Source organism: Streptomyces sp. NPDC002520 (assembly GCF_053595235.1).
The window spans coordinates 111,143-136,436 of the sequence record NZ_JBSFXG010000003.1; the positions used below are offsets into that span (position 1 = coordinate 111,143).

Genomic DNA, 25,294 nt, shown 5'->3' on the forward strand with positions numbered 1-25,294 from the left:
CTCACCGGCCCGGTGGCCGTGACTCGCAGCCCCGGGCGCCCACAGCTCACAGCTCACAGCGGTGGCTGTGCCGGGGCCGGGCCCAGGGTGGTCGTGCCCGGGGCCGTGCGGTGGCCGAGGCCGGTGCGGTAGGCGTCAAGGGCCGCCTCGATACGGCCGGTGCGGCGCAGCAGATCGCCCAGGAGACGGCACAGGTCGGCCAGGTCACCGGCCGCGCCGGCGCGTTCGAGGAGGCTGAGCGCGCGGACGTAGTGCTCCTCGGCGGCCTCGGTGTCCCGGGCGTCCTCGGCGATGATGCCGAGAAGGCGGTGGGCGCCGGCGGCGTGCACGGCACCGCGTTCGGAGGAGAAGTCGCCGAGGACGCCGGAGAGCAGTTCGGCGGCCTCCGCCGAACTGCCGCGCCGGTGCAGGACGTCGGCCAGCTCCACCGCGACCTGGCTGCGGTACAGGGCGGCGCGGGTCTCCGAGAGCATGGCGAGGGCCTGCCGCAACTCGGCTTCGGCGTGCTCAAGTTCGCCGTCCTGGGCGTAGACGTAGCCGCGCATCCAGTGGCAGTTGGCGAGTTCCGTGCGCAGTTGGAGCCGGCGGTACAGCTCGGCGGCCTTGGCGAGGGAGGCGTCGGCCTCGGCGGCCCGGCCCTCGGCGAGCAGGGTGCGGGCGACCGAGCGGTGCATCCGGGCGATCAGCGCGGGGTCGCCGGCCTGCGGGGCGAGCGCGAGCGCGAACTCGGCGGCCTGGGCGGCGCGGGCGTGGGCGCCCATGTCCATGTAGGGGCCTATGACGCTGGCGTACAGGAGCAGCAGGGCGTCGGGGTCGTGCAGGCCGCCGCGGTTGAGTTCGTCGAGGGTGGTTTCCAGGAGGTAGACGGCGTACCGGAGTTCGCCGGCCAGGTAGTGGGAGACCGCGCGGCCCCGGACGGCCGGGACCCGGGCCGGCAGCGCCTCCCCGGCCAGCCGTTCCTCGGCCCGCTCGAAGTACTCCCGCGCCTTGCCCAGTTCGCCGGTCTCCAGGGCGCTCTCCCCGAGCCCGAGCAGCGCGGTGGCCTGCTCGGGGCCGAGCCCGTGCGCCTCCGCCTCGGCGAGCAGTACGGCGTACTGCGCGGCCGCCTCCTCGGCCTTGCCGTCGGCGAGCGTGCGCTGGGCCCCGGTGAGGCGGAGCCGGAGGTCGGTGGCGAGACGGGCGGGGCGGCCGACGGCCAGTTCCTCGAAGGCGACACCGAGCCGTCCCGCGATGTGCCGCAGGGCATCGTCGGACGCCCTGACCCGGCCGGCCTCCAGGGTGGAGATGTAGGCGGGGGTGTAGGCGGGTTCCGCCAACTGGCGCTGAGTCAGCCCGCGTTGGGTGCGCAACTGCTGCACGCGCCGCCCGATGACCTCGGGATCGTCCCTCTCGCGCATCCCTTTTCTCCCCCCAACGCCCTTGGTGCCCCTTGCCGTTGGCAGCCGGCACCCCTAGGTTAAACGGCGGATTAAGCATGTTTAACACGTCGCTGTTGTTGCGAGGTCACCGTGCCCGGACGTACATCCGCACCCTATGGACGCTCCGGCACATGTCCTCATTCGCGGCCCGGTCACGGCAGGAACACTCCCGTCGTCCGTGGTGTGGCCGCGGCCGTGATCACCGTGCTGGCGTTGGTAGCGGCGGCGAAGGCGGGCCCGGCCGACGCGAGCGACTCCCTTCCGGACGTGGGGCCCGTGTCGCAGGCCCCGCGCTGAGCCACACCCCGCGGGACGGCTCCGCAGGACGGCTCCGCACGACGACCTGTTGGACAACCTGCCGGACGACCTGCCGGACGACCTGTCGCACGTGAAATCAGGACCGAAGCGAGGGCTCTTCTCCCCGCGAACAGGGTCAATGGACAGGGTTGTACGGGTGTGGAATATCTCACCGCCTCCGCTTGACAGCGGACCGCGCGGTTAGGGTGAGCGCCCCGGTCCGGCGGGCGCCGAGGGGGGCGCCATCCAGCCAGGACGCGGGGTTTCTCAGGACGCAGGGATTCTTTCGGTGCCACGACGACCCCGCCGCAGACGGGGTCGGGGCCAGGGGTGGGAAGGCGCGGGGATGACGGGCAGCAGCGTGCGCGCGGACGAGGAGGCACCGGCGCAACCCGCCGGGCGGGGAGGGCGCGGCGCCGAACCGGGCAGGCCCGGGCGCTGGCTGCGCATACTCCGGTGGACCGCGGTCCTGCTCTCGGTCCTCCTCATCGGCGCCGCCGGCGCCGGTTACGCCTACTACCAGCACCTCAACGGCAACATCAAAAAGGCCCAGCTGAACCTCGGCGACTCCGCCGTACCCGAGCCGACCCCGAACACCGAGGGCCAGACCCCGCTGAACATCCTGCTGATCGGCTCGGACAGCCGGAACACCGCGCAGGACCTCGAACTCGGCGGCTCCAAGGCCGACGTGGGCCGCCCGCCCCTCGCGGACGTGCAGATGCTGGTGCACGTCTCGGCCGACCGCAGCAACATGTCCGTGGTCAGCCTGCCCCGCGACACCATGATCCCGATCCCTCGGTGCACCGACCCTGACCGGAAGAAGAAGTACGGCGCGCTGTCCCTGGCCATGGCGAACGAGTCGCTGGGCCGCGGCGGACCGGGCTGCACCGTCGCCACCTGGGAGAACCTCACGCACATCCACATCGACCACTTCATGATGGTCGACTTCTCCGGCGTGGTCGCGATGGCGGACGCCATCGGCGGCGTCCCGGTCTGCGTGAAGCAGAACGTCTGGTCGCACACCGCCGACGGCCACGGCTCGGGCCTGAGACTGCGGGCCGGCACCCACCCGGTCAAGGGCGTACAGGCCCTGCAGTGGCTGCGCACCCGCTACGGCTTCGAGGACGGCACCGACGTCGGCCGCACCCACGCCCAGCACATGTACATGAACTCGATGGTCCGTCAGCTGCGCGCGAACGCGCGGCTGGGCAACCCCACCGAGATGCGGGCGCTCGCGGAGACCGCGACGCGGGCGCTCACGGTCGACGAGGGGCTCGGCACGGTCAAGGAGCTGTACGACCTGTCCCAGGAGCTGCAGAAGGTCCCCACCGCGCGGATCACCATGACCACGCTGCCCACCGTGCAGTGGTCCCAGGACCACAACCGGCTGGTGCCCACGCCCGAGGACGCCGACCAGCTCGTCTCCATGGTCCGCGACGACACCCCGCTCGACGGGCGCGGCGCGGCGCACAAGCCCGAGCAGCGGTCCGAGGACCCCGCGGCCCCGGACGCCAGCATCGCGGTGCAGGTCCGGGGCGCCGCCGGTTCGGACACCCAGGCCTCCACCCCCCTGCGCGCCGGCGCCGTCGTCCAGGTCCTGCGGGACAAGGGATTCACCGGGGCGGCCCTCGACACCACGCCCACCACCTCGGCCAAGACCACCGTCCTGTACCCCGGCCCCGACCTGGAGGGCGACGCCCAGGCGGTGGCCGAGGCGCTCGGGGTCCCGCTGAGCCACGTGCGCGAGTCCGCCGACACCACGGCGATCACCCTGACCGTCGGCACCGACTGGCGCGCCGGCGACTCCTATCCCAGGACCGAGAGCCCGACCAGGGCACCCGACACGGCGGCCGTCCTCAACGGCGAGAAGGACGACGCCTGCATGGACGTCCAGCCGGGCTACACCTGGTGAACCACCGAGCCACACCGGACACCCCCCAGGCACCGCCCACTCCCCCGCGGCCCGGTCGGCGCCTACGCTGCCCCCGTGACCTCCGCAGCCGCGCGCACCGCCCGTGACCTCACCGCCGACCTCCCGGTCCCGGACCTGGAGGACCTCTACCGCGACCTGCACCGCCACCCCGAGCTGTCCCTGCGCGAGCACCGCACCGCGGGGAAGCTGGCCGCCCGGTTCAGGGCCGCCGGGTTCGAGACGGCCGAGGGCGTCGGCGGGACCGGGGTCGTGGGGGTGCTGCGGGGCGGCGACGGGCCGACCGTGCTGTTGCGCGCCGACATGGACGCGCTGCCGGTCGCCGAGCGGACCGGGCTGCCGTACGCCTCCGAGGCGGACGGCGTGATGCACGCCTGCGGGCACGACCTGCACGTCACCTGGCTGGCGGGCGCCGCCGAGGCGCTGGCGGCCGGGCGGGAGACCTGGAACGGCACCCTGCTGGTCGTGGGCCAGCCCGCCGAGGAGACCGGGCAGGGCGCGGCGCGCATGGTCGCGGACGGGTTGTACGAGCGTTTCGGCCGCCCGGACGTGCTCCTCGGCCAGCACGCTGCCCCCGGCCCGGCTGGCCTGTACCCGCACGCGCCGGGTCTGATCATGTCGGCGTCGACGGACGTGGACATCGTCGTGTACGGCCGGGGCGGTCACGGGTCGCGCCCGGAGGCGACCGTCGACCCGGTGGTCACCGCCGCCTACCTGGTCACCCGGCTGCAGACCGTCGTCTCCCGGGAGCTGGCGGCCCGTGATGCGGCGGTGCTGACGGTGGGCAGGATCGAGGCGGGCACCCGGCACAACATCATCCCGTCCGAGGCGCGCATCGCCCTGAACCTGCGCACCCAGTCCGAGGAGGTCCGGACGCGGATGCTGGCCGCGATCCGGCGCATCGCGCTCGGCGAGTGCATGGCCGCCGGCTGCCCGCGCGAGCCGGAGATCACCCTCGGCAACGCGTTCCCGGTGACCGTCAACGACGCCGGTACCGATGCCACGGTGGCCGCCGTGCACGGCGAGGTGTTCGGCGCGGGCACGGTGTTCGACCCGGGCCCGGCGATGGGCAGCGAGGACTTCCCGCAGCTGGCGCTCGGCTCGATCCCGTACTCGTACTGGTTCGTGACGAGCACTCCGGCCGAGGTGTGGGAGAAGGCGCCCGGCGAGGGCTTCGAGGAGAAGTTCGCGGCCGTGCCGAGCAACCACAGCCCGCACTTCGCACCGGACCTGTCCGTGATCGCCCCGGGAGTGCGCACGCTGGTGTCGGGGGCACTGGCGCTGTTGGCGCCGGCATGACGGCGCCCCTACTGGGCCTGGAGTTCCCGCAGGTGCCGCTGGACGTTCTCCAGCGCGCCCTCCCGGCGTCCTGGCACCCGTAGCCTCAAGTCCGCGAGCACCGGCCCGAGTTCACGGGCCCGCGCCGCGTCCTCGATGCACCCCCACTGGTGGTGGGCCCGGTCCACGGCCGCCTCCACGGCGGGCGCGTCCCCCGCCTGCCCCGCGGCCAGGCGTATGCCGGCCACGTCCATCCAGGCCCGGCAGCTGCGCACCGCGTCCCCCGCGAACATCGCCAGGTCGGCCCTGACCTCGGCCCAGTGGAGCGCCTCGTCGGACACGGGCCCGTGCTCGCGTGTCGCGGCTTCCTCGTACCGGGCGGCGAGCACATCGGCGTCGCCGTGCCGCCCGGCCTGGACGGCGGTGCTGATGGCGGCGTGGGGGTCCACGGCCGCCGAGGTGTCCGGCGCCTGCGGACGGGCCGGTCCGTGCCGCCCGTTCGACGGACCGCTGGGCGTGGCCGGGTGGGCGAACGGGGCGCCGGGGGCGGGCGCCCCGAATCCGCCCAGCACCACGTCCCGCCCCGCGCCGGACTCGGCGATCCGCGTCAACGCCTGCTCGTGCAACCGCGGGAGCGCCGGCCGGTGTCCACTGCGCAGCAAGGTCGCCACGGCCTTCATGTACGACGGCTCGGCGATCCGGCGGCCACCGCCGGGTGCGATCCGGCCGTACACGGAGATGTTCGGGCCCGACTCCAGCGGTCGCTCGGCCAGATAACGCCAGGTCTCCCCGTCGGCATGGAGATCGGCCACCAGCGCGGTGTCCGCGGCGGAGCGCAGCCGCAGCTCCTCCCGGATCCAGTGCCACGGCAGCGCGGTGTAGCGCATGGTCGCCGGTGTGGTGCGGGCGAGCGCCAGATGGGGCAGCCGCTGGCGGCGGTCCAGGTGCAGCTGTCCGGTGACGTACAGCGTGAGCGGCCCCGGCGTGGCGGCCGCCGCGCGCAGCCGGGTCAGCACGGCCTGCGGGTCCAGCGGATCGGCGAGTTCGACCACGTTCGCCGTGTCGGTGCCGGACAGCACGGCGGGAGCGACCGCGGCGAGGACGGGCAGCACCCCGGCCGCGTCCACCAGACGCCCCTTGCCCAGCGGCGAGGCCGCGAGCAGCAGCACGGTTCCGGGCATCGTCCCTCCCCTGTCGATCGCCCCTGCAGTCAGCACCGTAACCGCTGCTGCTGCAAAGCCGTGCCTCAGGACTGCGAACGTTCGCGTTCGAAGTCCTCGCCCGGGGCCCGCCGCCGGACCGCGAAGACGGTGGTGTCGTCCCCGAGCCGGCCGCCGCTGTGCCGCAGCACGCCGTCGCGGACCAGCCGCACCAGTGGCCTGGGCCGGGCCAGCCCGGGGTCGGCCGCGACGGCCCGGCCCACCTCCCGGGCCAGCGGGTAGAACTCCCCGGCCCGGTCGCGCGCCTCGGTCACCCCGTCGGTCACCAGCAGCAGCGTCTCCGCGCTGCTCAGCGGCACCCGGTGCAGCGGCGGGAGGCCGTCCGCGAGGTCGCCGTACCCGAGCGGCAGCCCGTCGCCGGAGGGCAGGACGCGGATGCCGTCCGGGCCGAGGGCGAGCGGGGGCTCGTGACCGAAGTTGATCAGCTCGACGAGGTCCTGGGCGTCCTCGGGGAAGCCGACCAGGACGGCGGTGGCGAAGCGGTCCTCGTCGTCCTGGCCGAGCGCGACGCTGCGCCCGCACTGCCGGTGCATACGCACCTCGAGCCGCTCGGCGACGGTCCTCAGGTCCGCCTCGTGGTAGCCGGCCACGCGGAACGTGCCCAGCAGGGCCGCCGCCGTGTCCACCGCGCCCAGGCCCTTGCCCTGCACGTCACCGAGGAGGACCCGGGTGCCGTGCGGGCCGGGCTGGATGTCGTAGAAGTCGCCGCCCACCCGGGCCTCGCTGTCGGCGGCCAGATACACCGCCGCGTGCTCCAGGCCGGCCCAGCCGGGCGGCAGCGGGCGCAGCACGGTGCGGCGGGTCGTCTCGGCGATGTCCCGCATGCGCAGTTCCCGCCGCTCCCGGCGCAGCCGCCCGGCGCAGGCCAGCGTGGCGAGGGCGCCACCGAGGGCGACCAGGATGAAGTCGGCCAGTCCGGCCCGGTACTGCTGGGGCCAGACGCTGTCCACGAGGACGAACGTCACCAGCGACAGCAGGCCGTACAGGGCCGTCGTCGCCACCCCGCACATGGAGGCGGCGATGGCGGGGACCAGGACGATCCAGGAGACGATCCGGAACCGCTCGCCGGTCTTGAAGTCCACCAGCGCGATGACCACGAGCAGCACCAGCGGCAGCAGCCACGCGGTGCCTCGGCCGGGGATCCGCGGCGTCCGCCGGCGGCGCCGGTGCTCCACCTGCGTCACCGTGGGCAGCGCTCCATGTCCCTCAGCGAAACACGCGGGCACCCGGGCCGCATCCGGGCCCACATCACCCGTCCGGCCGACTTGCCAGGCCGTCGGCCCAGGTGTGCTCTGGAAGGCGGGGGAGAGGGAAGGCGGGGGAGAAGGAGAGAGGAGAGCTCTCATGGCTCAAGCGGCACCCGCACCCGGTGGAACGCCCCGTGCCGGCCTCACGGCCCCCTCCGGCGGGCAGGCTCCCGCCGTCTATCGTCCTCCGGACGTCTTCGACGCCCGCACCCACCGGATCGCCAGGGTGGCCGTACCGGTGGTGCTGGGGCTGGTCTACGGCTACTGGGCGGCGGCCAACCGGCGCAGCGGCGGGCCCATCACGGGCTGGAACGTGCTGCTCGGGTTCGTCGCGGCGATCGTGTTCGCGGTCGTGTGCACCGGCATGCTGACGGTGGGCCCGCGGCTGCGGCGGGAGATGCACGCGGTGATGTGGACGGTGTTCTCCGGCTGCGCGTTCGGCTTCCTCTACAGCCAGTCCGGCGAGGCGATCATCCGGTCGATCGGCATGTCGCTGGCGGTCGCGGTGGTCACGTTCCTCGTGTTCTTCTACCGCTACTACACGCACGAGGACGCGGCCGGACATCGCATCCGATGAGCCCTGGGCGAGGGCGGACCGCGTGCGCGTGGGCCCCGGCCGGCCCGGCCGGGGCCCACGCACTCCCCTGTGTTTCCCTCCTCACCAGTCGCCGGGCTCGCTCCAGCCACCCGGCGACGTTCCCGGGGCCCCTGGTCCCCAGGACCAGGAAACACCCGTTCGGGTGAACCCTCCACCGGAGAGCGGAATCCCCAGCTCCGCCAGGTGGCGCGGTCGTTCAGCTCGATTTTTCGCCCGAATGCACGCGCTCCGCTCGCACGGACGACCCGTGGGCCGTTGCCTGGAAAAGTGCCCTCACGTCTCAGGAGCGCCCTGTCGGCCGTGCTCATCGCCCTGTCCAGCCTGCTCGTGCCGTTCGGCGCGGTGGCGGCCTGGGCGGCGTACACGCTGACCGACACCGGCCGGTACGTCACCACGATGGCGCCGCTCGCCGCCGACCCGGACGTGCGGGACGCCGTCGCGGAGTCCGTCGGGGACGGCATCCTGCGGGAGGTGGACGCGCACATGGACGTCCGCCCGGTCCGCGCCTCGGTGGGCCCGTTCGTGCACGACGCGGTGCGCTCCTTCACGCAGACCCGCGCCTTCCGGCTGGCCTGGGACACCGGCAACCGGGTCACGCACGACGCCGTCCTGCGCGCCCTGCGCGAGGAGGACGACGACGAGAACACGCCGGAACAGCCGGTGACGGTCGACCTCGCCCCCGTCACCGCCCAGGTCAAGCAGCAGCTCACGCACGACCACGTACCGCTCGCCGCGCGCATCCCGGTGGAGCACACCGCGGTGCCGATACTCCAGGCGGGCGAACTCACCCGGCTACGAAAGGGGTTCCACGTGCTCGAAGTCGCCGGTTTCTGGCTGCCGGTGGCGGCCGTCGTGTTCGCCGTCACCGGAATCGCCCTCGCCGTGCACCGTCGCCGCGCCGTCACCGCGACCGCGCTGGGCACGGCCCTGGGCGGCGCCCTGCTCGCCCTCGCCGTCGCCGTCGGCCGGGGCCTCACCCTCGCCGACCTGCCCGCCGGCACGTCGCACGCCGCCGCGGGCGCCGTCTACGACACCCTCACCGCCACCCTGCGCACGGTCTCCTGGCTGCTGCTGGGCCTCGGCCTCGTGGTGGCCCTGGCCGCCCGGCTCCTGCGCGTCACGCGCGGGCCGCGCCCCGTGCGACGCCGGCGAGGGTCCGCAGCGCCCGCGCCAGCTCCTGCTCCGGAACCGACGCGAGCCCGGGTCTGACGGCGTCCGGGGTGCGGCCGGCGCCGACCGAGAAGGCCGTGCCCGGGGTGAGCGCGATCCCGTGCGCCCGCGCCGCGGCCGTGAAGGTGTCCGCCCGCCACGGCGCGGGCAGCCGCCACCAGGCGAAGTAGGCGGCCGGGTCGGACGATACGTCGAAGCCGCAGCCGCAGCCGCCCAGCTCCTCGGCGACCAGCCGCTGCCGGCGCGCGAACACCCGCTGCGGCGGCAGCCGTTGCCCCGGACGCAGCCGCCCCCCGGAGATGTCGGCGGCGATCCGGTCGGCGATCCGCCGGTAAGCCTCCACAACTCCCCCTGCTCCCCTGCCTCATGGATGGCACCGAGGGCAAAGATTTTATTGCACCGAGAAGTTGGCGCCGCCTAGGGTCGGACCCATGCCACCCTTCCTCGCATACGATGACAAAGGCCCCGAAACCGCACGCGTTCCTCTGGTCCTCATCCACGGCCACCCCTTCGACCGCACGATGTGGTCCCCGCAGATCGCCGAGTTCTCCGCCGGCCGCCGGGTCGTCGCCCCCGACCTGCGCGGCTACGGCGCCTCCCCCGTGACCCCCGGCACCGTCCCGCTCTCCCGGCACGCACAGGACATCGAGGAACTCCTGGACGCCCTCTCGGTGGACTCCTTCGTCCTCGCCGGCCTCTCCATGGGCGGCCAGATCGCCATGGAGTGCTACGCCCGCTTCGGCGACCGCGTCCGGGGCCTGGTCCTCGCCGACACCTTCCCCGACCCCGAGACCCCCGAGGGCAGGCTGGGCCGGCGGGCCATGGCGGACCGGCTGCTCGCCGAGGGCATGCGCGGCTACGCCGACGAGGTCCTGGACAAGATGGTCGCCCCCTACGCCGACCCCGAGGTCAAGGCCCATGTGCACCGCATGATGTCGGCCACCTCGCCGCAGGGCGCCGCCGCCTCCCTGCGCGGCCGCGCCGAACGCCCCGACTACCGCCCCCTGCTGGCCAGGGTCACGGCACCGGCCCTCCTCGTGGTCGGCGCCGACGACACGTACACCCCGGTCGCGGACGCCGAAGCCATGCACCGGGCACTCCCGTACTCCCGCCTGCACGTCGTCGACCGAGCCGCCCACATGCCGAACCTGGAGCGGCCGGAGGAGTTCGGCAAGGTGCTCGCGGAGTTCCTGACGACGGTCGACCTGCCGGCGGGCTGAGGGCGCCGGTGCCGGGGTGGCGATAATGGGCGCATGTCCCGAGAGTTCCCCATCGGCCTCGCCCCTCCCGACTGGCTGGTGCGGAACCTCCGCCCGCAGCGGGCGCCCGTGAACCGGGCCGCCGTGGCCCGTGCCGCCGTGGCCCTGGCCCTGCCACTGGCGATCGGACTCGCGGTGGGCGAGCCCGCGTACGGCGCGCTCGCCTCCATGGGCGCCCTGAACGGCGTCATCGGCGACACCGCCGACGCCTACCGCATGCGCGTCATCACCATCGCCGTCCCGCAGGTCGCCGGCGCCGTCGGAGTCGTCCTGGGCTCCCTGGCGTACGGGCACGGCTGGTACGGCGTCGTCATCGTCACCGGTGTCGCGCTGGTGTCCGGGATGATCTCCACGATCGGCACGGTCGCCTCCGCGTCGGGACTGCTGTTCCTGCTCAACTGCGTCGTGGGCGCGGGCCTCCCGCTGCCCCACCCCTGGTGGGTGCCACCGGCCCTGATGTCCGGCGGCGGCCTGCTGGTGCTGCTGCTGGCTCTGCTGGCCTGGCCGCTGCGCGCCGGGGTGCCGGAGCGCGCCTCGGTCGCGGACGCGTACCGCGCGGTGGCGGAACTGCTCGCCGCCTGCGGGGACGCGGACCGGTACACCACCACCCGTTTCGACGTCACCCGGTCCCTGAACCAGTCGTACGACCTCATCCTCGGCCACCGCGCCCACCACCACGGCCGCAGCCGCCAACTGACCCGGATGCTGGCCCAGTTGAACGCGATCACCCCGGTCGTCGAGGCGGCGCCCGCCGTCCACCTCGCCGGCCTGCCACTGCCCGCGGAGGTCCCCGAGGCGGTCCGCCGGGTCGCCGACGCCATCGAGGCCGGCCGCACCGGACCGGTCGACCTGCCGCCCCTGCCCGTCCCCACCACCGAGACCGCCCGCGCCGTCGACCACGCCCTGCGGCACGCCGCCGAGGTCGTCGCCGCCCCCGAGATCGACCCGCGCGGCATCGACGACCGCCTGGGCCGGCCCGCCGCGCTCGGCATCCGCACCGCCCGCGCCACCCGCAACGTGCTCCTGTCGCCCAACTCCTGGCGCTACGGCCTGCGCCTCGCCCTGTGCATCGGCATCGCACAGGCGACGGTGTCCCTCTTCCCGGTCCCCCGCTCCTACTGGGTGGCCCTGACCATCACCTTCGTCCTCAAGCCCGACTTCGGCTCGGTCTTCTCCCGGGCGCTGCTGCGCGCGCTGGGCACGGTGGTGGGCCTGGTCCTGGCGGCGGCGGTACTGGCGGAGGTGCCGGGCGGCTGGTGGATCGTCCCCACGATGATGGTGCTGGGGCCGCTCGTCCCCGCCCTGACCCCCCGCGGCTACGGTTTCCAGACGGCGGCCATCACCCCGGTGATCCTCCTCCTCTCGGACCTCCTCAACCACCAGGGCACGGCCCTGCTCCTGCCCCGCCTCCTCGACTCCCTCATGGGCTGCGCGATCGCACTCGTCGTCGGCTACCTGCTCTGGCCGGAGAGCTGGCACACCCGGGTGGGCGACCGTCTGGCAGACGCGGTGGCCGACTCCGCCGCCTACGTCGAGGCGGCCTTCGGCCCCGGCCCCGAGCAGGCCGCCCGCGCCCGTATGCGCCGCCGCCTCTACCGCGACCTGTCCACCATCCGGACGGAATTCCAGCGGGCCCTGACCGAACCACCGCCCACCGGGCGCCGCGCCGCCGCCTGGTGGCCCCTCGTCGTCGCCGTGGAACGCATCGCGGACGCGACGACGGCGGCCCGGGTCCGCGTCCGTCACGGCGCACAGCCGCCCTCACCGGCCGAAGTCAGCCATGTGGCCCTCCAGCTGCGGGAACTCTCCGAGGGCGTCCGGCACGCCGACACTCTCGTCGCGGTCTCGACCCACCTGACCGGCCCCTCGGACAGCGTCCTGGAACCCCTGCGTCAGGAGGTCGCGGCAGCCCGCGCGATCGCGACACCGCACTGACCGCTCCACCGGGGCGACCGAATCGCAATCCAGGGCCGCTAACCTTACGTGTCCGTCCTGGCCAGGGATTGACGGCACCAACTCACGCGAAGGGTTGCGCTCATGGGCATTCTCACTCTCCTGCGGAACGCATTCGGCCGAGGGCGCAAGTCGCGCTCCGCCGAAGCAGAGAGTGCAAGCCAGCCTCTCTCGCACGAGGTTCCCACCCCCCAACTCCCCGAACCCCGCTCCGAGGACCCCACCCCGGGCTCCGAGGAACACGACCTGGTCACCGCCGCCTTCGACAACATCACCGTCCCCCGGCAGACCGACCCCGAACGCGACCGGCCGACGAAGCTCGAGGTGGAGCCGGCGGCCGAGGTGGAGGCGGCGGCTGAGGCCGAGCGGGTGGCCGAAACCGAGCCCGAGGCAGAGGCCGAGGTGAAGCCGACGGCTGAGGCCGAGGCGGAGCCGGCGGCTGAGGCGGAGCCGGTGGCCGAGGCAGAGGCGGACGCTGCTGCGCCCCTGACGGCCGAGGCCGAGCAGGAGACGAAGCCCGCGGCCGAGCGGGTGGCCGAAACCGAGCCCGAGGCAGAGGCCGAGGTGAAGCCGACGGCTGAGGCCGAGGCGGAGCCGGCGGCCGAGCCGGAGACCGAGGCCGCCCCTGAGCCGGTCACCGCAGCGGAGCCGGAAGCAAAGGTGGAGCTGGACGCACTGCCGGAGCCCGAGGCTGCCGTCGAGCCCGAGCCCACCGTCGAGCCCGAAGCCACCGTCGAGCCCGAGGTGGAGGCGCAGCCGGTGACCGAGGCTGAGCCCAGGCCCGAGGTCGAGGTCGAGCCGGTGACCGAGGTCGAGCCGGTGGCTGAGACGGAGACGGAGTCGACCGTCGCCACGACGGACGATGCCGCAGCCGCCGACGGCGAGGACGCCCCACAGGGGCCACCCGCAGCCGACAACGAGACTCGCACGGGCGCTGCGGGTGGGAACGAAACCGACGCCGAAGGCGAAGCCGAGGCGGCGACGAGCCCCGCGCCCACGCCGGAGGCCGAAGCCGAGCCCACGGACACCCTCGGCCCCGCCACCCCCCTCACCCGCCTCACGTCCCGCACCCCCTCCCTCACCACCGCCTACAACGCCGCCACCACCACCCTCGAGAAGACAAACCTCACCGGCACCCGAGCGAAGCTCTACCTCGTGCTGGACCGCTCCGCGAGCATGCGCCCGTACTACAAGGACGGCTCCGCCCAGGCCCTCGCCGACCAGACCCTCGCCCTGGCGGCCCACCTCGACCCCGAGGCCACGGTCCACGTCGTGTTCTTCTCCACCGAGGTCGACGGCACCACCGACCTCACGCTCACCCCGGACCACGAGACCAAGATCGACGACGTGCACGCGGGCCTCGGCCGCATGGGCCGTACCAGCTACCACGCCGCCGTGGAAGCGGTCCTCGCCCACCACGAGAAGTCCGCCGACGCCACCCCCGCCCTGGTGATCTTCCAGACGGACGGCGCCCCGGACGCGAAGACCCCCGCCACCCAGTCCCTCACCGAGGCCGCGAAGAACCATCCCACCGTGTTCTTCTCCTTCGTCGCCTTCGGTGAGTACGACAACAAGGCCTTCGACTACCTCCGCAAGCTGAAGACCGGCAACACGTCCTTCTTCCACGCGGGCCCGGCCCCCCGCGAGCTGACGGACACGGAGCTGTACGAGGGTGTCCTGGCGATCTGGCGCCCGTAACCGCCCGGAACTCTGCGTGACCGTGCCGCCCGCCTTTCTCACCCCGTAAAACGGGAGGCGGGCGGCATACACATGTCGGCTACGATTTCAAGGTTCGTACCCTCCGCGACCTGGGAGCAGCCCCCGATGGCTCGACACCTCATCACCAGCGCCCTTCCGTACATCAACGGGATCAAGCACCTGGGCAACATGGTGGGGTCCATGCTCCCGGCGGACGTGTACTCCCGGTACCTCCGCCAGCGCGGCCACGATGTCCTGTACATCTGCGCGACCGACGAGCACGGCACCCCCGCCGAGCTGGCCGCCAAGGAGCAGGGCCTCCCGGTCGCCGAGTTCTGCGCGCAGGCGCACGACGCGCAGAAGGCGGTCTACGACGGCTTCGCTCTGGCCTTCGACTACTTCGGCCGCAGCTCCAGCGCCGAGAACCGCGAGATCACCCAGCACTTCGCCCGGAAGCTGAACGAGAACGGCTTCATCGAGGAGCGGTCGATCCGCCAGGTCTACTCGCCCGTCGACGGCCGCTTCCTGCCGGACCGCTACGTGGAGGGCACCTGCCCGCACTGCGGTTACGACAAGGCCCGCGGCGACCAGTGCGAGAACTGCACCCGCGTCCTGGACCCGACCGACCTGATCAACCCGCGCTCGGCCATCTCCGGCTCCACGGACCTGGAGATCCGCGAGACCAAGCACCTCTTCCTCCTCCAGTCGAAGCTGGAGAACGAGGTCCGCGAATGGGTCGCCAAGCACGACAAGGACTGGCCGCAGCTGGCCTCCTCCATCGCCCACAAGTGGCTGACCGAGGGCCTGCACGACCGTGCGATCACCCGTGACCTGGACTGGGGCGTCCCCGTCCCGGCGGACACCTGGCCGGAGCTGGCGGCCGAGGGCAAGGTCTTCTACGTCTGGTTCGACGCCCCGATCGAGTACATCGGCGCGACGAAGGAGTGGGCGGACGCCGCGCGAGACACAGACCCGGAGAACCGCGACTGGAAGTCGTGGTGGTACGACGTCGACACCGACGTGCGCTACACGGAGTTCATGGCCAAGGACAACGTCCCCTTCCACACGGTGATGTTCCCGGCCACCGAGCTGGGTGTGCGCGAGCCGTGGAAGAAGGTCGACTACGTCAAGGCCTTCAACTGGCTGACGTACTACGGCGGCAAGTTCTCCACGTCCCAGAAGCGGGGCGTCTTCACCGATCAGGCCCTGGAGATCCTCCCCGCCGACTACTGGCGCTACTTCCTCATCGCCAACGCGCCCGAGTCGGACGACTCCTCCTTCACCTGGGAGCACTTCACGGCCACGGTGAACAAGGACCTCGCCGACACCCTCGGCAACTTCGTCAACCGTGTCCTGTCCTTCTCCCGCAAGCGCTTCGGCGACGACGTGCCGGCCGGCGGCGAGCCGGGCGAGGCGGAGGCGAAGCTGGGCGAGGAGATCGCGAAGCTCCTCGGCGAGTACGAGTCCCACATGGAGACGCTCCAGTTCCGCAAGGCGGCCGCCGCCCTGCGCGCGCTGTGGTCGGCCGGCAACTCCTACCTGGAGGAGAAGGCCCCCTGGCTGGAGATCAAGACCGACAAGGACGGCGCCGCCCTCACGCTGCGCACGGCGATGAACCTCATCCACCTCTACTCGGTGGTCTCCGAGCCCTTCATCCCGGCGACGGCCGCCACCATGCGCGCCGCGTTCTCCCTCGACTCCGACACGGCGGCCTGGGTGACCCCCGAGGAGGCGAAGTCCCTCACCTTCGTCCCGGCCGGCACCCCCTTCACGGTCCCGCCGGTCCTGTTCGCCAAGCTGACGGACGAGGACCTGGAGACCTACAAGGAGCGCTTCGGCGGCGAGCCCGCGTAACGCGGTACGACGGTCAACTACTTCCCTGGGCCCCGCTTCCGCTCTGGCAGGTACGGATGCCGTGAACCTCCCCGATCCCCACCACAGGCTTCTCGCGGACGTCGTGACGGCAGGCAGCCCGTACGGGCTGGTGCTCGCCGGCGGCTACGCCCTCCAGGCGCACGGCCTGCTGCGACGCCCGCACGCCAACCTCGATTTCGCTACCGAGAACAGCGAGTCCATGGAGCGGATGGCGCGTGTCGTCGGCGCGGTGCTGGAGGCGCGGGGCCGGCAGGTGCGGACCGCGGCCGTCACCGCGCTCACGGCGCAGCTGACGGTGGTCGATCCGCCGACCGGTGAGCCGTGCGAACTGGCCCTGCACAAGGAGGCCTTCTGGCAGCCTCCGGAGCTGACCGAGTACGGGCCCGCCCTGTCCCTGGAGGATGCCGTCGGCACCAAGATCCGGGCGCTGTACGACCGGGGCGCGGCCGTCGACCTGATCGACGCGCGGGCCGCGGCGGCCCGGTTCTCGCTGCCGGACCTGGAAGAGCTGGGCCGCCGCCACGCCCACGACCCCTTCGACCTGCCCACGCTCCAGTCCCGTCTCACCGGCACGGACTTCTACTCCGACGCGGACTTCACCCGCTACGGCCTGGACGAGGCGGCGGTCACCGCCCTGCGCGCCTGGGCCCAGCACTGGTCCGACGACATCGCCGAGCGGCTGATGGAGGACGGCGACTGGCCCGATGCCGAGTCCCGAGACTGACGGCCCGCAAGCCACCGGGGACGTAGAACACCCAGGCCTCCAGTAAAGGAAAAGGAAGGGGTTGGTAAAGTCCGCTCACTTGGGCGGGGGCAGGGGGCCCTTGCCGGGAGGGACTCTCACGTGGGCAGACATGCCCTGGGACGGGGCGCGCTGACCGTCGCCGTCTCCGCACTCACGGTCGCCGTCGCGGCCGTCACCGTGGTCTCGGGGGGCGGCGAGCCCGCCCGTGCGGCTGCCGCACAGCCAGCGGGAACGACGGAAATCCTCCTGCAGGACCCGCGCACGGAAACGACGCGTTCGGACCGCGTGCTCGCGGCCGGCGAGACCGGCTTCCTGCACCGGCGGGCCGGTGGCCCCGGGCTGCTCTGGACGGACTACGAGGACGGCGACACCACCACCGTCACCACCCCGCCCGGCAACGCCGGCGCGGGCCAGCCGTACCAGCCGACCACCACCAGCTGCTACGACATCCACGCCACCTGCCCCTCGGGCACGTTCGGACAGGGCGCCGACACCGTCGCGCTCCCGCACCGGACGTACACCGAACCCGTGTCGCTGTGGACGCCGGGCGGACCGGACGGCGGCACGCTGCGCACGCTGGACATGCCGCGGCTGTACTACGTCGGCACGTACGGCGCCACCGTCGTCGCGGCCGAGGATCACAAGGCCGTCGACGGTTCGCTGCTGCCCGGCACCGGGCTGGAACTGCTGGACTACGTCGACGGCAGGCAGCGCACCCGCGTGGTGACCGGAGGCCCGGCGGACAAGGCCTGGAAGACGGGCGTCACCTCCCTGCGCACTGGGGACGCCAAGGGCGCGCTGCTCGCGTACCCGGGCGCCGCCGACTCGACCGGCGCCACGACCTACGACATCCTCTACATCGACTTCGCCACCGCGGAGCTCACCCAGGTCTTCTCCGGCGCCGGGAGCGGGCTGTCGCTCGTCCTCTCCGGTGACCGGATCGGCTGGTACACCCCGGCCGCCGGCCTGCACCTGAAGTCCCGCGCGGACCTCGCCGCCGAGGAGACGGTCCAGGTGGCGGGCGTCGGCACGGGCGGCTCCCCCGTGCTCGTCGGCGACTGGCTCGTCCTGGTGGCGGACCGGGGCCCCGTCACGGCCCTCTCCCTGACCGACGGCACAACCCGGACCCTGCTGACCCGGTCGTACGGCGACCCCGTCGCCGCCCCCGACGGCTCCGCCCTCGTCACCGGCGGCACGGGCACCACCGACTGGTGGGTGCGGCGCGTCGTCCAGGGCGCCGACGGCACCCCGCGGCTGGAGAAGGTGGCCAAGGTGCCGCCGTACGAGAACCCCAAGACGGGTCTCGCGCTCAGCCGGGGCAGCCTGCGCGTGGCGGAGAGCGACCCCGCCGTCAGCACCACCATGGACGCCACGTCCGTGCGCACGCTGACGACGAACGGCGGCACCACGCTCACCGCTTCGGACGCCACGGCCGGCGACAAGGTCCTGGCCGTGTGCCCGTACCCGGGCACCTCCTGCTCGGCGATGTGGGGCAACATGGTCACCTCCCCCCGGGACGCCTACCTCGAGACGTTCGACGACGCCGACGAGGGCGGAACGGGTCTGTCGAACGCGGACCGGGTGGCCCGTGTCGGCGACGGCTCGGGCGTGCCCGACCTGGAGTTCGGCACCGAGAAGGGTGCGATCGTCGACGTCTCCGACGACTACGCGGTCTACAACTCGGGCGGCTCCGCCCCGATGCAGTACGTGGGCCACTTCGGCTACGGCCAGAAGCTGAAGCGCTCGATCCGCGCCGCCGCCCTGAACGGCCCCGTCCTGTGGAGCGCCACCGCCACCGCCGGCCAGGTCACCTCCTACAGCCTCACCGTGGACAAGACCCTCACCACGGTCACGATCCCCGGCGCCGGCTGTGTTCCGACCGAGCTGCAGGCGGCGGGCCGCTGGCTGTACTGGGCCTGCGGCACGGCCTCGGCGGGCGTGTACGACACCTTGGCCGGCACGTCCGTCGCCGTCGCCCCCGGTGACGTGCTGCTCGGCGACGGCTTCACCGTCCGCCACGACCACGCCGCCGACGAGCTGGTCCTCACCGACGCGGCCACCGGCGCCACGCGCGTGGTCGCCGCGAAGGTCCCGGACACCGGTCTGGCCGCCGACCGCCGCTACCGCTGGACCGTCGACGAGTACACGGGCCTGGTCGCCTGGTTCGACGCGTTCGAGCAGACGCACGTCGCCACCACCGGCGTGACCCCGTCCGCCCTGACCGCATCCGTGGTGAACGCCGGCAGCTACGCCACGCCGTCCACCGCCGACTCCTGGCAGGGCATCTGGCAGCTGTCGCGCCCCGTCGGCTCCTGGTCGCTCACCTTCACCTCGGTGGAGAGCGGCGAGACCGGCAAGGCGAGCCGCACGGTCACCGGCGGTGCGAGCGCCGCCCGCGTCACGGCGGGGTGGAACGGCAAGACCGCGAGCGGGGAACGCTTCCCCAACGGCCGGTTCACCTGGACCCTGAAGGCGACGGGCCTGAACACGTCCACCGCCACCACCGTGGCGACCGGCAGCGGCTTCCTCGGCAACGGGGCACCGGTACGGCACGACTTCGGCAGCCCCGACGGCCCGGACGGCACCGGCGACCTGCTCACCCTGAACTCCTCGGGCTCCCTGACCTTCCAGATCGGCACGGGCGGCGGGAAGTTCGCCGACAAGGTCAGCGGCAGCGGCTGGGCGACCAGCGTCAAGGCCGTCCCGTTCGGCGACCTGAGCGGGGACCGCTGCAACGACGTCCTCGTGCGCTACAGCAGCGGGGCCCTCAGGCTGTACAAGCCCGGCTGCGGCGCCGCGCTCAAGCCGACGACGTCGTACACCACGCTCGCGACCAGCGGCTGGACCCAGTACGACGTGCTGACCTCGCCCGGCGACATCAGCGGCGACGGCCGACCCGACCTGATCGCCCGCAACGCCTCCACCGGCACGGTCTACCTGTACAAGGGCACCAGCACGGGCAAGCTGTCCGCCCGCGTGAAGCTGTACGACAGCTGGAAGGGCTACAAGAAGATCGTCGGCACCGGCGACCTCAACGGTGACGGCATCGGCGACCTGATCGCCCAGGACGCGTCGAACACGCTGTACCGCTACAACGGCACCGGCAAGGGCACGTTCAGCGCCCGCGCCAAGGTGTTCGGCGACTGGGGCGGCTCGTACAACGCCGTCGTCGGCGTCGGTGACATCAACCGCGACGGCAAGGCGGATCTCGTCGTCCGGGACACCGCGGGCAACCTGTACCGCAACTACGGCGACGGGAAGGGCTCGTTCGGGTCCCGTACCCGGATCGCCACCGGCTGGGGCGGATACAAGGCCCTGTCCTAGCAGTCCACCAGGCCTGGAAGTCCTCCAAGCCGCGAAGGGGCCCGGAACCGATCTCGGTTCCGGGCCCCTTCGCGATCAGAACGCCTCGGGCCCTACTTCGGCTGCGGCTTGCGGATGGTCAGGCTCAGCTCGCGCAGGCGGGACTCGTCCAGCTCGGTGGGCGCGCCCATCATCAGGTCCTGGGCGTTGCCGTTGAGCGGGAAGGCGATCGTCTCGCGGATGTTGGGCTCGTCCGCGAGGAGCATGACGATGCGGTCCACGCCCGGGGCGATGCCGCCGTGCGGCGGGGCGCCGAAGCGGAACGCGCGGAGCATGCCCGCGAACTTGTCCTCGACCGTGTCGCGGTCGTAGCCCGCGATCTCGAAGGCCTTGAGCATGATCTCCGGCTCGTGGTTCCGGATCGCGCCGGAGGACAGCTCGACGCCGTTGCAGACGATGTCGTACTGCCAGCCCAGGATGTCCAGCGGGTCCTGGGTCTCCAGGGCCTCCAGGCCGCCCTGCGGCATCGAGAACGGGTTGTGGGAGAAGTCGATCCCGCCGGTCTCCTCGTCCCGCTCGTACATCGGGAAGTCGACGATCCAGCAGAACCGGAAGACGCCCTCCTCGAAGTGGCCGGCCCGCTTGGCGGCCTCGACGCGCACGGCGCCCATGATCTTCGAGACGTCGTCGAACGCGCCGGCGCCGAAGAACACCGCGTGGCCGGGGGCCAGGGAGAGGCGCTTGGTCAGCTCGGCGACGTTGTCCTCGGTGAGGAACTTCGCGATCGGGCCGGACAGCGAGCCGTCCTCGCCGACGCGGACCCAGGCCAGGCCCTGCGCGCCCTGCGAGACCGCGAACTCACCGAGCTGGTCGAAGAACTTGCGCGGCTGGGAGGAGACGTCCGGCACCGGCAGGGCACGCACGTGCTTGCCGGCGAAGGCCTTGAACTCCGAGCCCTCGAAGATGTCGGTGATGTCGACCAGTTCCAGCTTGGCGCGCAGGTCCGGCTTGTCGGAGCCGTACTTGAGCATCGCCTCGCGGAACGGGATGCGCGGGAACGGGGAGGTGACGTGGCGTCCGTCGCCGAACTCCTCGAACAGCTCGGTCATGAGCTTCTCGACCGGCTGGAAGATGTCCTCCTGCTCGACGAAGGACATCTCGATGTCGAGCTGGTAGAACTCGCCCGGCGAGCGGTCGGCGCGGGCGTCCTCGTCGCGGAAACAGGGCGCGATCTGGAAGTAGCGGTCGAACCCGGAGATCATCAGCAGCTGCTTGAACTGCTGAGGGGCCTGCGGCAGGGCGTAGAACTTGCCCGGGTGCACACGGGAGGGGACCACGTAGTCGCGGGCGCCCTCGGGGGAGGTGGCGGACAGGATCGGCGTCGCCATCTCGTTGAAGCCCATCGCCGACATCTTGTGGCGCATGGCGGAGATGACGGCCGTACGCAGCATGATGTTGCGGTGCATGCGCTCGCGGCGCAGGTCCAGGAAGCGGTACTCCAGGCGCCGCTCCTCGTTCACGCCGTCCTCGGCGTTGATCGTGAAGGGCAGCGGGGCGGCCTCGCCGAGTACCTCGACCTCGGAGACCTCGATCTCGATCTCGCCGGTGGGCAGCTCGGGGTTGATGTTCTCGGCGCCGCGGGAGACGACCTGGCCGTCGACACGGACGACGGTCTCCTTGGAGAGCTTGTCCAGCGTCTCGTAGGCGGTCGTGCCCGGACGGGCCACGAGCTGCGTGATGCCGTGGTGGTCGCGCAGATCGATGAAGAGGATGCCGCCCAGGTCGCGCCGATTGTGCAGCCAGCCACTCAGCCGGACGTCGGTACCGACGTCAGAGGCGCGGAGCTCGCCGCAGGTGTGGGACCTGTACCGATGCATCGTCGTTCATCCAGTCTTTGCGAATCGGGGCCATGTTTCACGTGAAACTCCTCCCAAGGGTACCGGGCACCCCAAGATCGGCTCCCCACCATTACCGCCCTCCGTCATCGGCGGCAGGTATCGATCGCATCTTCTCAAAGTGGGGCAATGCGTACTGACGCGCCCCTGCCGTCCGTCGAGGACCTGCTCGCCGCCGTCGCGACCGGAATGTGGCGGCCGCCGAGGGCACGCTCGCCGAGGTCTGCGGGACACCGGGCGGGCACCGGCTGCGGGCGGAGGCCACCGACGGCGGTGACGGCCTGCCCCACCGGCGGCGCCCCGGCGAGCCGGCCTCCTCCGGCCGCGGTCTGATGCTGATCGAGGTGCTCGCGGACGCCTGGGGGGTGGAGCCGCGCGGGGAGGGCAAGAGCATCTGGTTCGAGCTCTACGAGCCGGACGGCTCGGGCCCCCGGGACTCCGCGGGCCCGGACGTGCCGTAGCGCGCTCTCAGCTCGTGCACGACCCCGAAGGCGGCCGAGGTCACCGGCACCGCGAGCAGCATGCCGAGGATGCCGGCGACGGACGCCCCGGCGGTGATCGCCAGCAGCACCACCGCCGGATGCAGCTGCACGGTGCGGCTCTGGATGAGGGGTTGCAGCACATGCCCCTCCAGCAGCTGCACCGCTACCACGACGCCGAGCGCCCACAACCCGATGACGAAGCCCCGGTCGGCGAGCGCGACCAGCACGGCGACCGCCCCGGAGATGAAGGCGCCGAGGTAGGGGATGTAGGCGCCGACGAAGACGAGCGCACCGAGGCCGATCGCGCCGGGCACCTGGAGGATCAGCAGCCCCACGGTGATGCAGATGGCGTCGATGAGGGCGATCAGGGTCGTCCCGCGCATGAACCCCTCCACCCCCTCGTAGGCCCGGCGTGCCATCGCCTCCAGGGTGTCGGCGGTGCTGCGGGGGGCGACGGATCTGAGGGCGTCGACGGCGCGGTGGGAGTCGCGCAGGAAGAAGAAGACGAGCAGCAGCGCCAGCACGGCCACGGCGATGGACTCGCCGACGACGCTGACGCCGCTGATGACGTTCGAGACGGCCGTGGCCCCGAACTTGCCCAGCAGCTTGCGGGAGTTGGCGGCCAGGTCGTCGAGTCCGGTCCCGGCGGACCCGAAGTGCCGGGAGACGGACTTGGCCGCTTCCCGGAGCGAGGCGATGATCTGGTCGCCGGTGTCGACGAGCGCGGTCACGACGACGTACACGGCCCCGCCGACGACCGCCACGACGGCGACACAGGTCAGCCCGGCCGCCAGCGAGGCGTTGACCTTCGCCTGCACCAGCTTGCGGTACAGCGGGCCGAGCAGTGCGCTGCCGAGCAGGGCGAGCAGGACCGGAGTGACGGCGGTGCGCAGCTCCGAGCACAGCCTGATCCCGACCCACCCGACCCCGGCGACGAGCAGCAGGACGGCGCACCACGCGGCGACACGGCGAACGGGGTCGGGCAGCAGCTGCATGCGTCCAGCGGATCACGCGGGCATACGGCTGTCGTCCCGCGACGGTCCGGGCGGGTGAGGCGGGCGGCCGCGGCGGGCCGGAAGGGCTCGCGCCCGTCAGGGCTCCGGCGCTCCCGTACACCCCGCACCGGGCACGACATCGCCCGGCCCGCCGAAGCGAGCCGGGCGAGATGTCGTACGCGAGCGTCAGTCCTGCGGACCGCTCTCCGACATGCCGTGCACGGCGGGGATCGTCCCGAGGCGGCCCTTCTGGAAGTCCTCGAAGGCCTGCATCAGCTCTTCCTTGGTGTTCATGACGAACGGGCCGTAGTGGGCCATGGACTCACGGATCGGCTGCCCGCCGAGCAGCACGACCTCCATGTCCGGCGTGTTGGCGTCCTGCTTCTCGTCCGCGCGGACGGTCAGCGAGGAACCGGCGCCGAAGACGGCGGTCTGGCCCATGCGGATGGGCCGGTGCTCTGCACCGACGCTGCCGCGGCCCGCGAGGACGTAGCCGAGGCCGTTGAAGTCCTCACGCCAGGGCAGGGTGATCTCGGCGCCCGGGGCGAGGGTCGCGTGGATCATCGTGATCGGCGTGTGCGTGATGCCGGGGCCCTGGTGACCGTCCAGCTCGCCCGCGATGACACGGAGCAGGGCGCCGCCGTCGGGGGACGTCAGCAGCTGGACGTTGCCGGCGCGGATGTCCTGGTAGCGCGGCGCCATCATCTTGTCCTTGGCCGGCAGGTTCACCCACAGCTGGAGACCGTGGAAGAGACCGCCGGACACGACGAGCTGCTCCGGCGGAGCCTCGATGTGCAGCAGGCCCGCGCCCGCCGTCATCCACTGGGTGTCGCCGTTGGTGATGGTGCCGCCACCGCCGTTGGAGTCCTGGTGGTCGAAGACGCCGTCGATGATGTAGGTGACGGTCTCGAACCCGCGGTGCGGGTGCCACGGGGTGCCCTTGGGCTCGCCCGGCGCGTACTCCACCTCACCCATCTGGTCCATCATGATGAACGGGTCGAGGTGGCGGTAGTTGATCCCGGCGAAGGCCCGGCGCACCGGGAAGCCCTCACCCTCGAAACCGCTCGGCGCGGTCGTGACGGTCAGCACGGGGCGCGCCACCGCGTCGGCGGGGGCGGTCACGCGGGGGAGCGTCAACGGGTTCTCAACGGTCACTGCAGGCATGTCGGTACCTCCTTGTGGACCCACTCTAGTTGAACGTTGAACTTTCTACCACCCCAGAACAGAGAAAGCCCGAAGGACATTCCCTCCGGGCCTTCCTCATGCTGGGGCGGGCGCTCAGCCGTACATCCGGCGCATGGCGAACTCGACCATCTGCTCCACCGCCTTGGCGTCGAACACCATCCGGTGCTCGCCCTCCATGTCCAGGACGAAGCCGTAGCCGGTGGGCAGCAGGTCGATCACCTCGGCACCGGTGATCACGAAGTACTTGGACTCCTTGCCCGCGTACCGGCGCAGTTCCTTGAGCGAGGTGAACATCGGGATCACCGGCTGCTGGGTGTTGTGCAGGGCGAGGAAACCGGGCGTGTCACCACGCGGGCAGTACACCTTCGACGTCGCGAAGATCTGCTGGAAGTCCTCCGCGGACATCTGCCCGGTGGTGAAGGCGCGCACCGCGTCCGCGAGCGAGGGCGGGGACGGCTCCGGGTACAGCGGCGGCTGCTGGCCGTACCCGCCGACACCGCCCGGCATCTGCTGCTGCGCCGAGGCGTACTGCTGCTGCGCGGCCCCGTCCATGGGCTGGCCGTATCCGTACATGGCCGCAAGAGTACCGAGCCGCCCCGTCGCCCGAACGGATCGCGGGGAACCTCGGGATGTCCCGGGCGGTGCTTGAGCCGCGTCACAGATGACGGGTTCGGGGTTGCGTCTTATTACCGGCGGGTAGCATCATCGGAGCTACTTGTTGGTACGTGAACGCAAGCGCGAGGAGT

The 25,294-nt window shown here is 72.3% G+C and carries 17 protein-coding genes and 2 pseudogenes; 11 read left to right on the plus strand and 8 right to left on the minus strand.

What is annotated here, in order from left to right; genetic code table 11:
• Positions 1–53: 53 nt before the first annotated feature.
• On the minus strand, positions 54–1,397 hold the full coding sequence (locus ACWD5D_RS06505; RefSeq protein ID WP_451371674.1) for a helix-turn-helix domain-containing protein: 1,344 nt from the start codon (positions 1,395–1,397) through the stop codon (positions 54–56).
• A 664-nt stretch (positions 1,398–2,061) separates the two neighbouring features.
• Between ACWD5D_RS06505 and ACWD5D_RS06510 the strand changes: the two genes are divergently transcribed.
• Positions 2,062–3,627 carry an LCP family protein gene (locus tag ACWD5D_RS06510; protein WP_451371675.1) on the plus strand — a complete coding sequence of 522 codons (1,566 nt, stop codon included), beginning with the start codon at positions 2,062–2,064 and terminating at the stop codon, positions 3,625–3,627.
• A gap of 75 nt (positions 3,628–3,702) precedes the next feature.
• Positions 3,703–4,944, plus strand: coding sequence for an amidohydrolase (locus ACWD5D_RS06515; RefSeq protein ID WP_451371676.1), 1,242 nt, complete (start codon positions 3,703–3,705; stop codon positions 4,942–4,944).
• Positions 4,945–4,952: 8 nt separating this feature from the next.
• On the opposite strand, the gene ACWD5D_RS06520 is transcribed toward ACWD5D_RS06515, so the two are convergent.
• Positions 4,953–6,104 carry a hypothetical protein gene (locus ACWD5D_RS06520; protein ID WP_451371677.1) on the minus strand — a complete coding sequence of 384 codons (1,152 nt, stop codon included), beginning with the start codon at positions 6,102–6,104 and terminating at the stop codon, positions 4,953–4,955.
• A 65-nt stretch (positions 6,105–6,169) separates the two neighbouring features.
• Positions 6,170–7,327 (minus strand): PP2C family protein-serine/threonine phosphatase, encoded by a 1,158-nt coding sequence (locus ACWD5D_RS06525; RefSeq protein WP_451371678.1) that lies wholly within the window; start codon positions 7,325–7,327, stop codon positions 6,170–6,172.
• A 160-nt stretch (positions 7,328–7,487) separates the two neighbouring features.
• Here ACWD5D_RS06525 and ACWD5D_RS06530 point away from each other — a divergent pair, with 160 nt between their 5' ends.
• Together ACWD5D_RS06530 and ACWD5D_RS06535 are read left to right on the plus strand one after the other, a co-directional pair.
• Positions 7,488–7,967, plus strand: a complete 480-nt coding sequence (locus ACWD5D_RS06530) for a hypothetical protein (RefSeq protein ID WP_451371679.1) — start codon at positions 7,488–7,490, stop codon at positions 7,965–7,967.
• A 288-nt stretch (positions 7,968–8,255) separates the two neighbouring features.
• On the plus strand, positions 8,256–9,197 hold the full coding sequence (locus tag ACWD5D_RS06535) for a hypothetical protein (RefSeq protein ID WP_451371680.1): 942 nt from the start codon (positions 8,256–8,258) through the stop codon (positions 9,195–9,197).
• Here the strand turns inward: ACWD5D_RS06535 and ACWD5D_RS06540 are convergent.
• Positions 9,106–9,405 (minus strand): annotated as a pseudogene (locus ACWD5D_RS06540) (aminotransferase class I/II-fold pyridoxal phosphate-dependent enzyme); the annotation flags it as partial. The gene ACWD5D_RS06535 and the pseudogene ACWD5D_RS06540 sit on opposite strands and share 92 nt — an antisense overlap.
• 184 nt (positions 9,406–9,589) lie before the next feature.
• On the opposite strand from ACWD5D_RS06540, the gene ACWD5D_RS06545 reads away from it, so the two are divergent.
• The 6 genes from ACWD5D_RS06545 to ACWD5D_RS06570 all read left to right on the plus strand — a co-directional run bounded on the left by ACWD5D_RS06545 (position 9,590) and on the right by ACWD5D_RS06570 (position 20,012).
• Positions 9,590–10,378, plus strand: coding sequence for an alpha/beta fold hydrolase (locus ACWD5D_RS06545; protein WP_451371681.1), 789 nt, complete (start codon positions 9,590–9,592; stop codon positions 10,376–10,378).
• A 33-nt stretch (positions 10,379–10,411) separates the two neighbouring features.
• On the plus strand, positions 10,412–12,352 hold the full coding sequence (locus tag ACWD5D_RS06550; RefSeq protein ID WP_451371682.1) for an FUSC family protein: 1,941 nt from the start codon (positions 10,412–10,414) through the stop codon (positions 12,350–12,352).
• Between the two features lie 102 nt (positions 12,353–12,454).
• Positions 12,455–14,068 (plus strand): VWA domain-containing protein, encoded by a 1,614-nt coding sequence (locus tag ACWD5D_RS06555; protein ID WP_451371683.1) that lies wholly within the window; start codon positions 12,455–12,457, stop codon positions 14,066–14,068.
• Between the two features lie 126 nt (positions 14,069–14,194).
• The gene (gene metG, locus ACWD5D_RS06560) at positions 14,195–15,922 is read left to right on the plus strand and encodes a methionine--tRNA ligase (protein ID WP_451371684.1); all 1,728 of its coding nucleotides are present in this window, start codon (positions 14,195–14,197) and stop codon (positions 15,920–15,922) included.
• A gap of 61 nt (positions 15,923–15,983) precedes the next feature.
• Positions 15,984–16,667 (plus strand): nucleotidyl transferase AbiEii/AbiGii toxin family protein, encoded by a 684-nt coding sequence (locus tag ACWD5D_RS06565; protein ID WP_451371685.1) that lies wholly within the window; start codon positions 15,984–15,986, stop codon positions 16,665–16,667.
• 120 nt (positions 16,668–16,787) lie between these two features.
• The gene (locus ACWD5D_RS06570; protein ID WP_451371686.1) at positions 16,788–20,012 is read left to right on the plus strand and encodes an FG-GAP-like repeat-containing protein; all 3,225 of its coding nucleotides are present in this window, start codon (positions 16,788–16,790) and stop codon (positions 20,010–20,012) included.
• Between the two features lie 92 nt (positions 20,013–20,104).
• On the opposite strand, the gene aspS is transcribed toward ACWD5D_RS06570, so the two are convergent.
• Positions 20,105–21,868: an aspartate--tRNA ligase gene (gene aspS, locus ACWD5D_RS06575; protein WP_451371687.1), complete on the minus strand. Its 1,764-nt coding sequence runs from the start codon at positions 21,866–21,868 to the stop codon at positions 20,105–20,107.
• 230 nt (positions 21,869–22,098) lie between these two features.
• Here aspS and ACWD5D_RS06580 point away from each other — a divergent pair.
• A pseudogene (locus ACWD5D_RS06580) lies at positions 22,099–22,347 on the plus strand (ATP-binding protein); the annotation flags it as partial.
• Here the strand turns inward: ACWD5D_RS06580 and ACWD5D_RS06585 are convergent.
• The 3 genes from ACWD5D_RS06585 to ACWD5D_RS06595 all read right to left on the minus strand — a co-directional run bounded on the left by ACWD5D_RS06585 (position 22,293) and on the right by ACWD5D_RS06595 (position 25,121).
• Positions 22,293–23,363, minus strand: a complete 1,071-nt coding sequence (locus ACWD5D_RS06585) for an AI-2E family transporter (protein WP_451371688.1) — start codon at positions 23,361–23,363, stop codon at positions 22,293–22,295. The pseudogene ACWD5D_RS06580 and the gene ACWD5D_RS06585 sit on opposite strands and share 55 nt — an antisense overlap.
• Positions 23,364–23,549: 186 nt before the next feature.
• The gene (locus tag ACWD5D_RS06590) at positions 23,550–24,527 is read right to left on the minus strand and encodes a pirin family protein (protein ID WP_451371689.1); all 978 of its coding nucleotides are present in this window, start codon (positions 24,525–24,527) and stop codon (positions 23,550–23,552) included.
• 114 nt (positions 24,528–24,641) lie between these two features.
• Entirely contained in the window at positions 24,642–25,121 is a 480-nt protein-coding gene (locus ACWD5D_RS06595) for an SseB family protein (protein ID WP_451371690.1), read from the minus strand.
• Between the last annotated feature and the right edge of the window lie 173 nt (positions 25,122–25,294).

Bases quoted from the DNA above. Each gene is read 5' to 3' on its own strand.
- ACWD5D_RS06585 (WP_451371688.1), bottom strand. From the start codon at position 23,363: ATGCAGCTGCTGCCCGACCCCGTTCGCCGTGTCGCCGCGTGGTGCGCC.
- ACWD5D_RS06510 (WP_451371675.1), top strand. From the start codon at position 2,062: ATGACGGGCAGCAGCGTGCGCGCGGACGAGGAGGCACCGGCGCAACCC.
- ACWD5D_RS06550 (WP_451371682.1), top strand. From the start codon at position 10,412: ATGTCCCGAGAGTTCCCCATCGGCCTCGCCCCTCCCGACTGGCTGGTG.
- ACWD5D_RS06505 (WP_451371674.1), bottom strand. From the start codon at position 1,397: ATGCGCGAGAGGGACGATCCCGAGGTCATCGGGCGGCGCGTGCAGCAG.
- ACWD5D_RS06545 (WP_451371681.1), top strand. From the start codon at position 9,590: ATGCCACCCTTCCTCGCATACGATGACAAAGGCCCCGAAACCGCACGC.
- ACWD5D_RS06555 (WP_451371683.1), top strand. From the start codon at position 12,455: ATGGGCATTCTCACTCTCCTGCGGAACGCATTCGGCCGAGGGCGCAAG.
- ACWD5D_RS06595 (WP_451371690.1), bottom strand. From the start codon at position 25,121: ATGTACGGATACGGCCAGCCCATGGACGGGGCCGCGCAGCAGCAGTAC.
- metG (WP_451371684.1), top strand. From the start codon at position 14,195: ATGGCTCGACACCTCATCACCAGCGCCCTTCCGTACATCAACGGGATC.
- aspS (WP_451371687.1), bottom strand. From the start codon at position 21,868: ATGCATCGGTACAGGTCCCACACCTGCGGCGAGCTCCGCGCCTCTGAC.
- ACWD5D_RS06530 (WP_451371679.1), top strand. From the start codon at position 7,488: ATGGCTCAAGCGGCACCCGCACCCGGTGGAACGCCCCGTGCCGGCCTC.
- ACWD5D_RS06520 (WP_451371677.1), bottom strand. From the start codon at position 6,104: ATGCCCGGAACCGTGCTGCTGCTCGCGGCCTCGCCGCTGGGCAAGGGG.
- ACWD5D_RS06590 (WP_451371689.1), bottom strand. From the start codon at position 24,527: ATGCCTGCAGTGACCGTTGAGAACCCGTTGACGCTCCCCCGCGTGACC.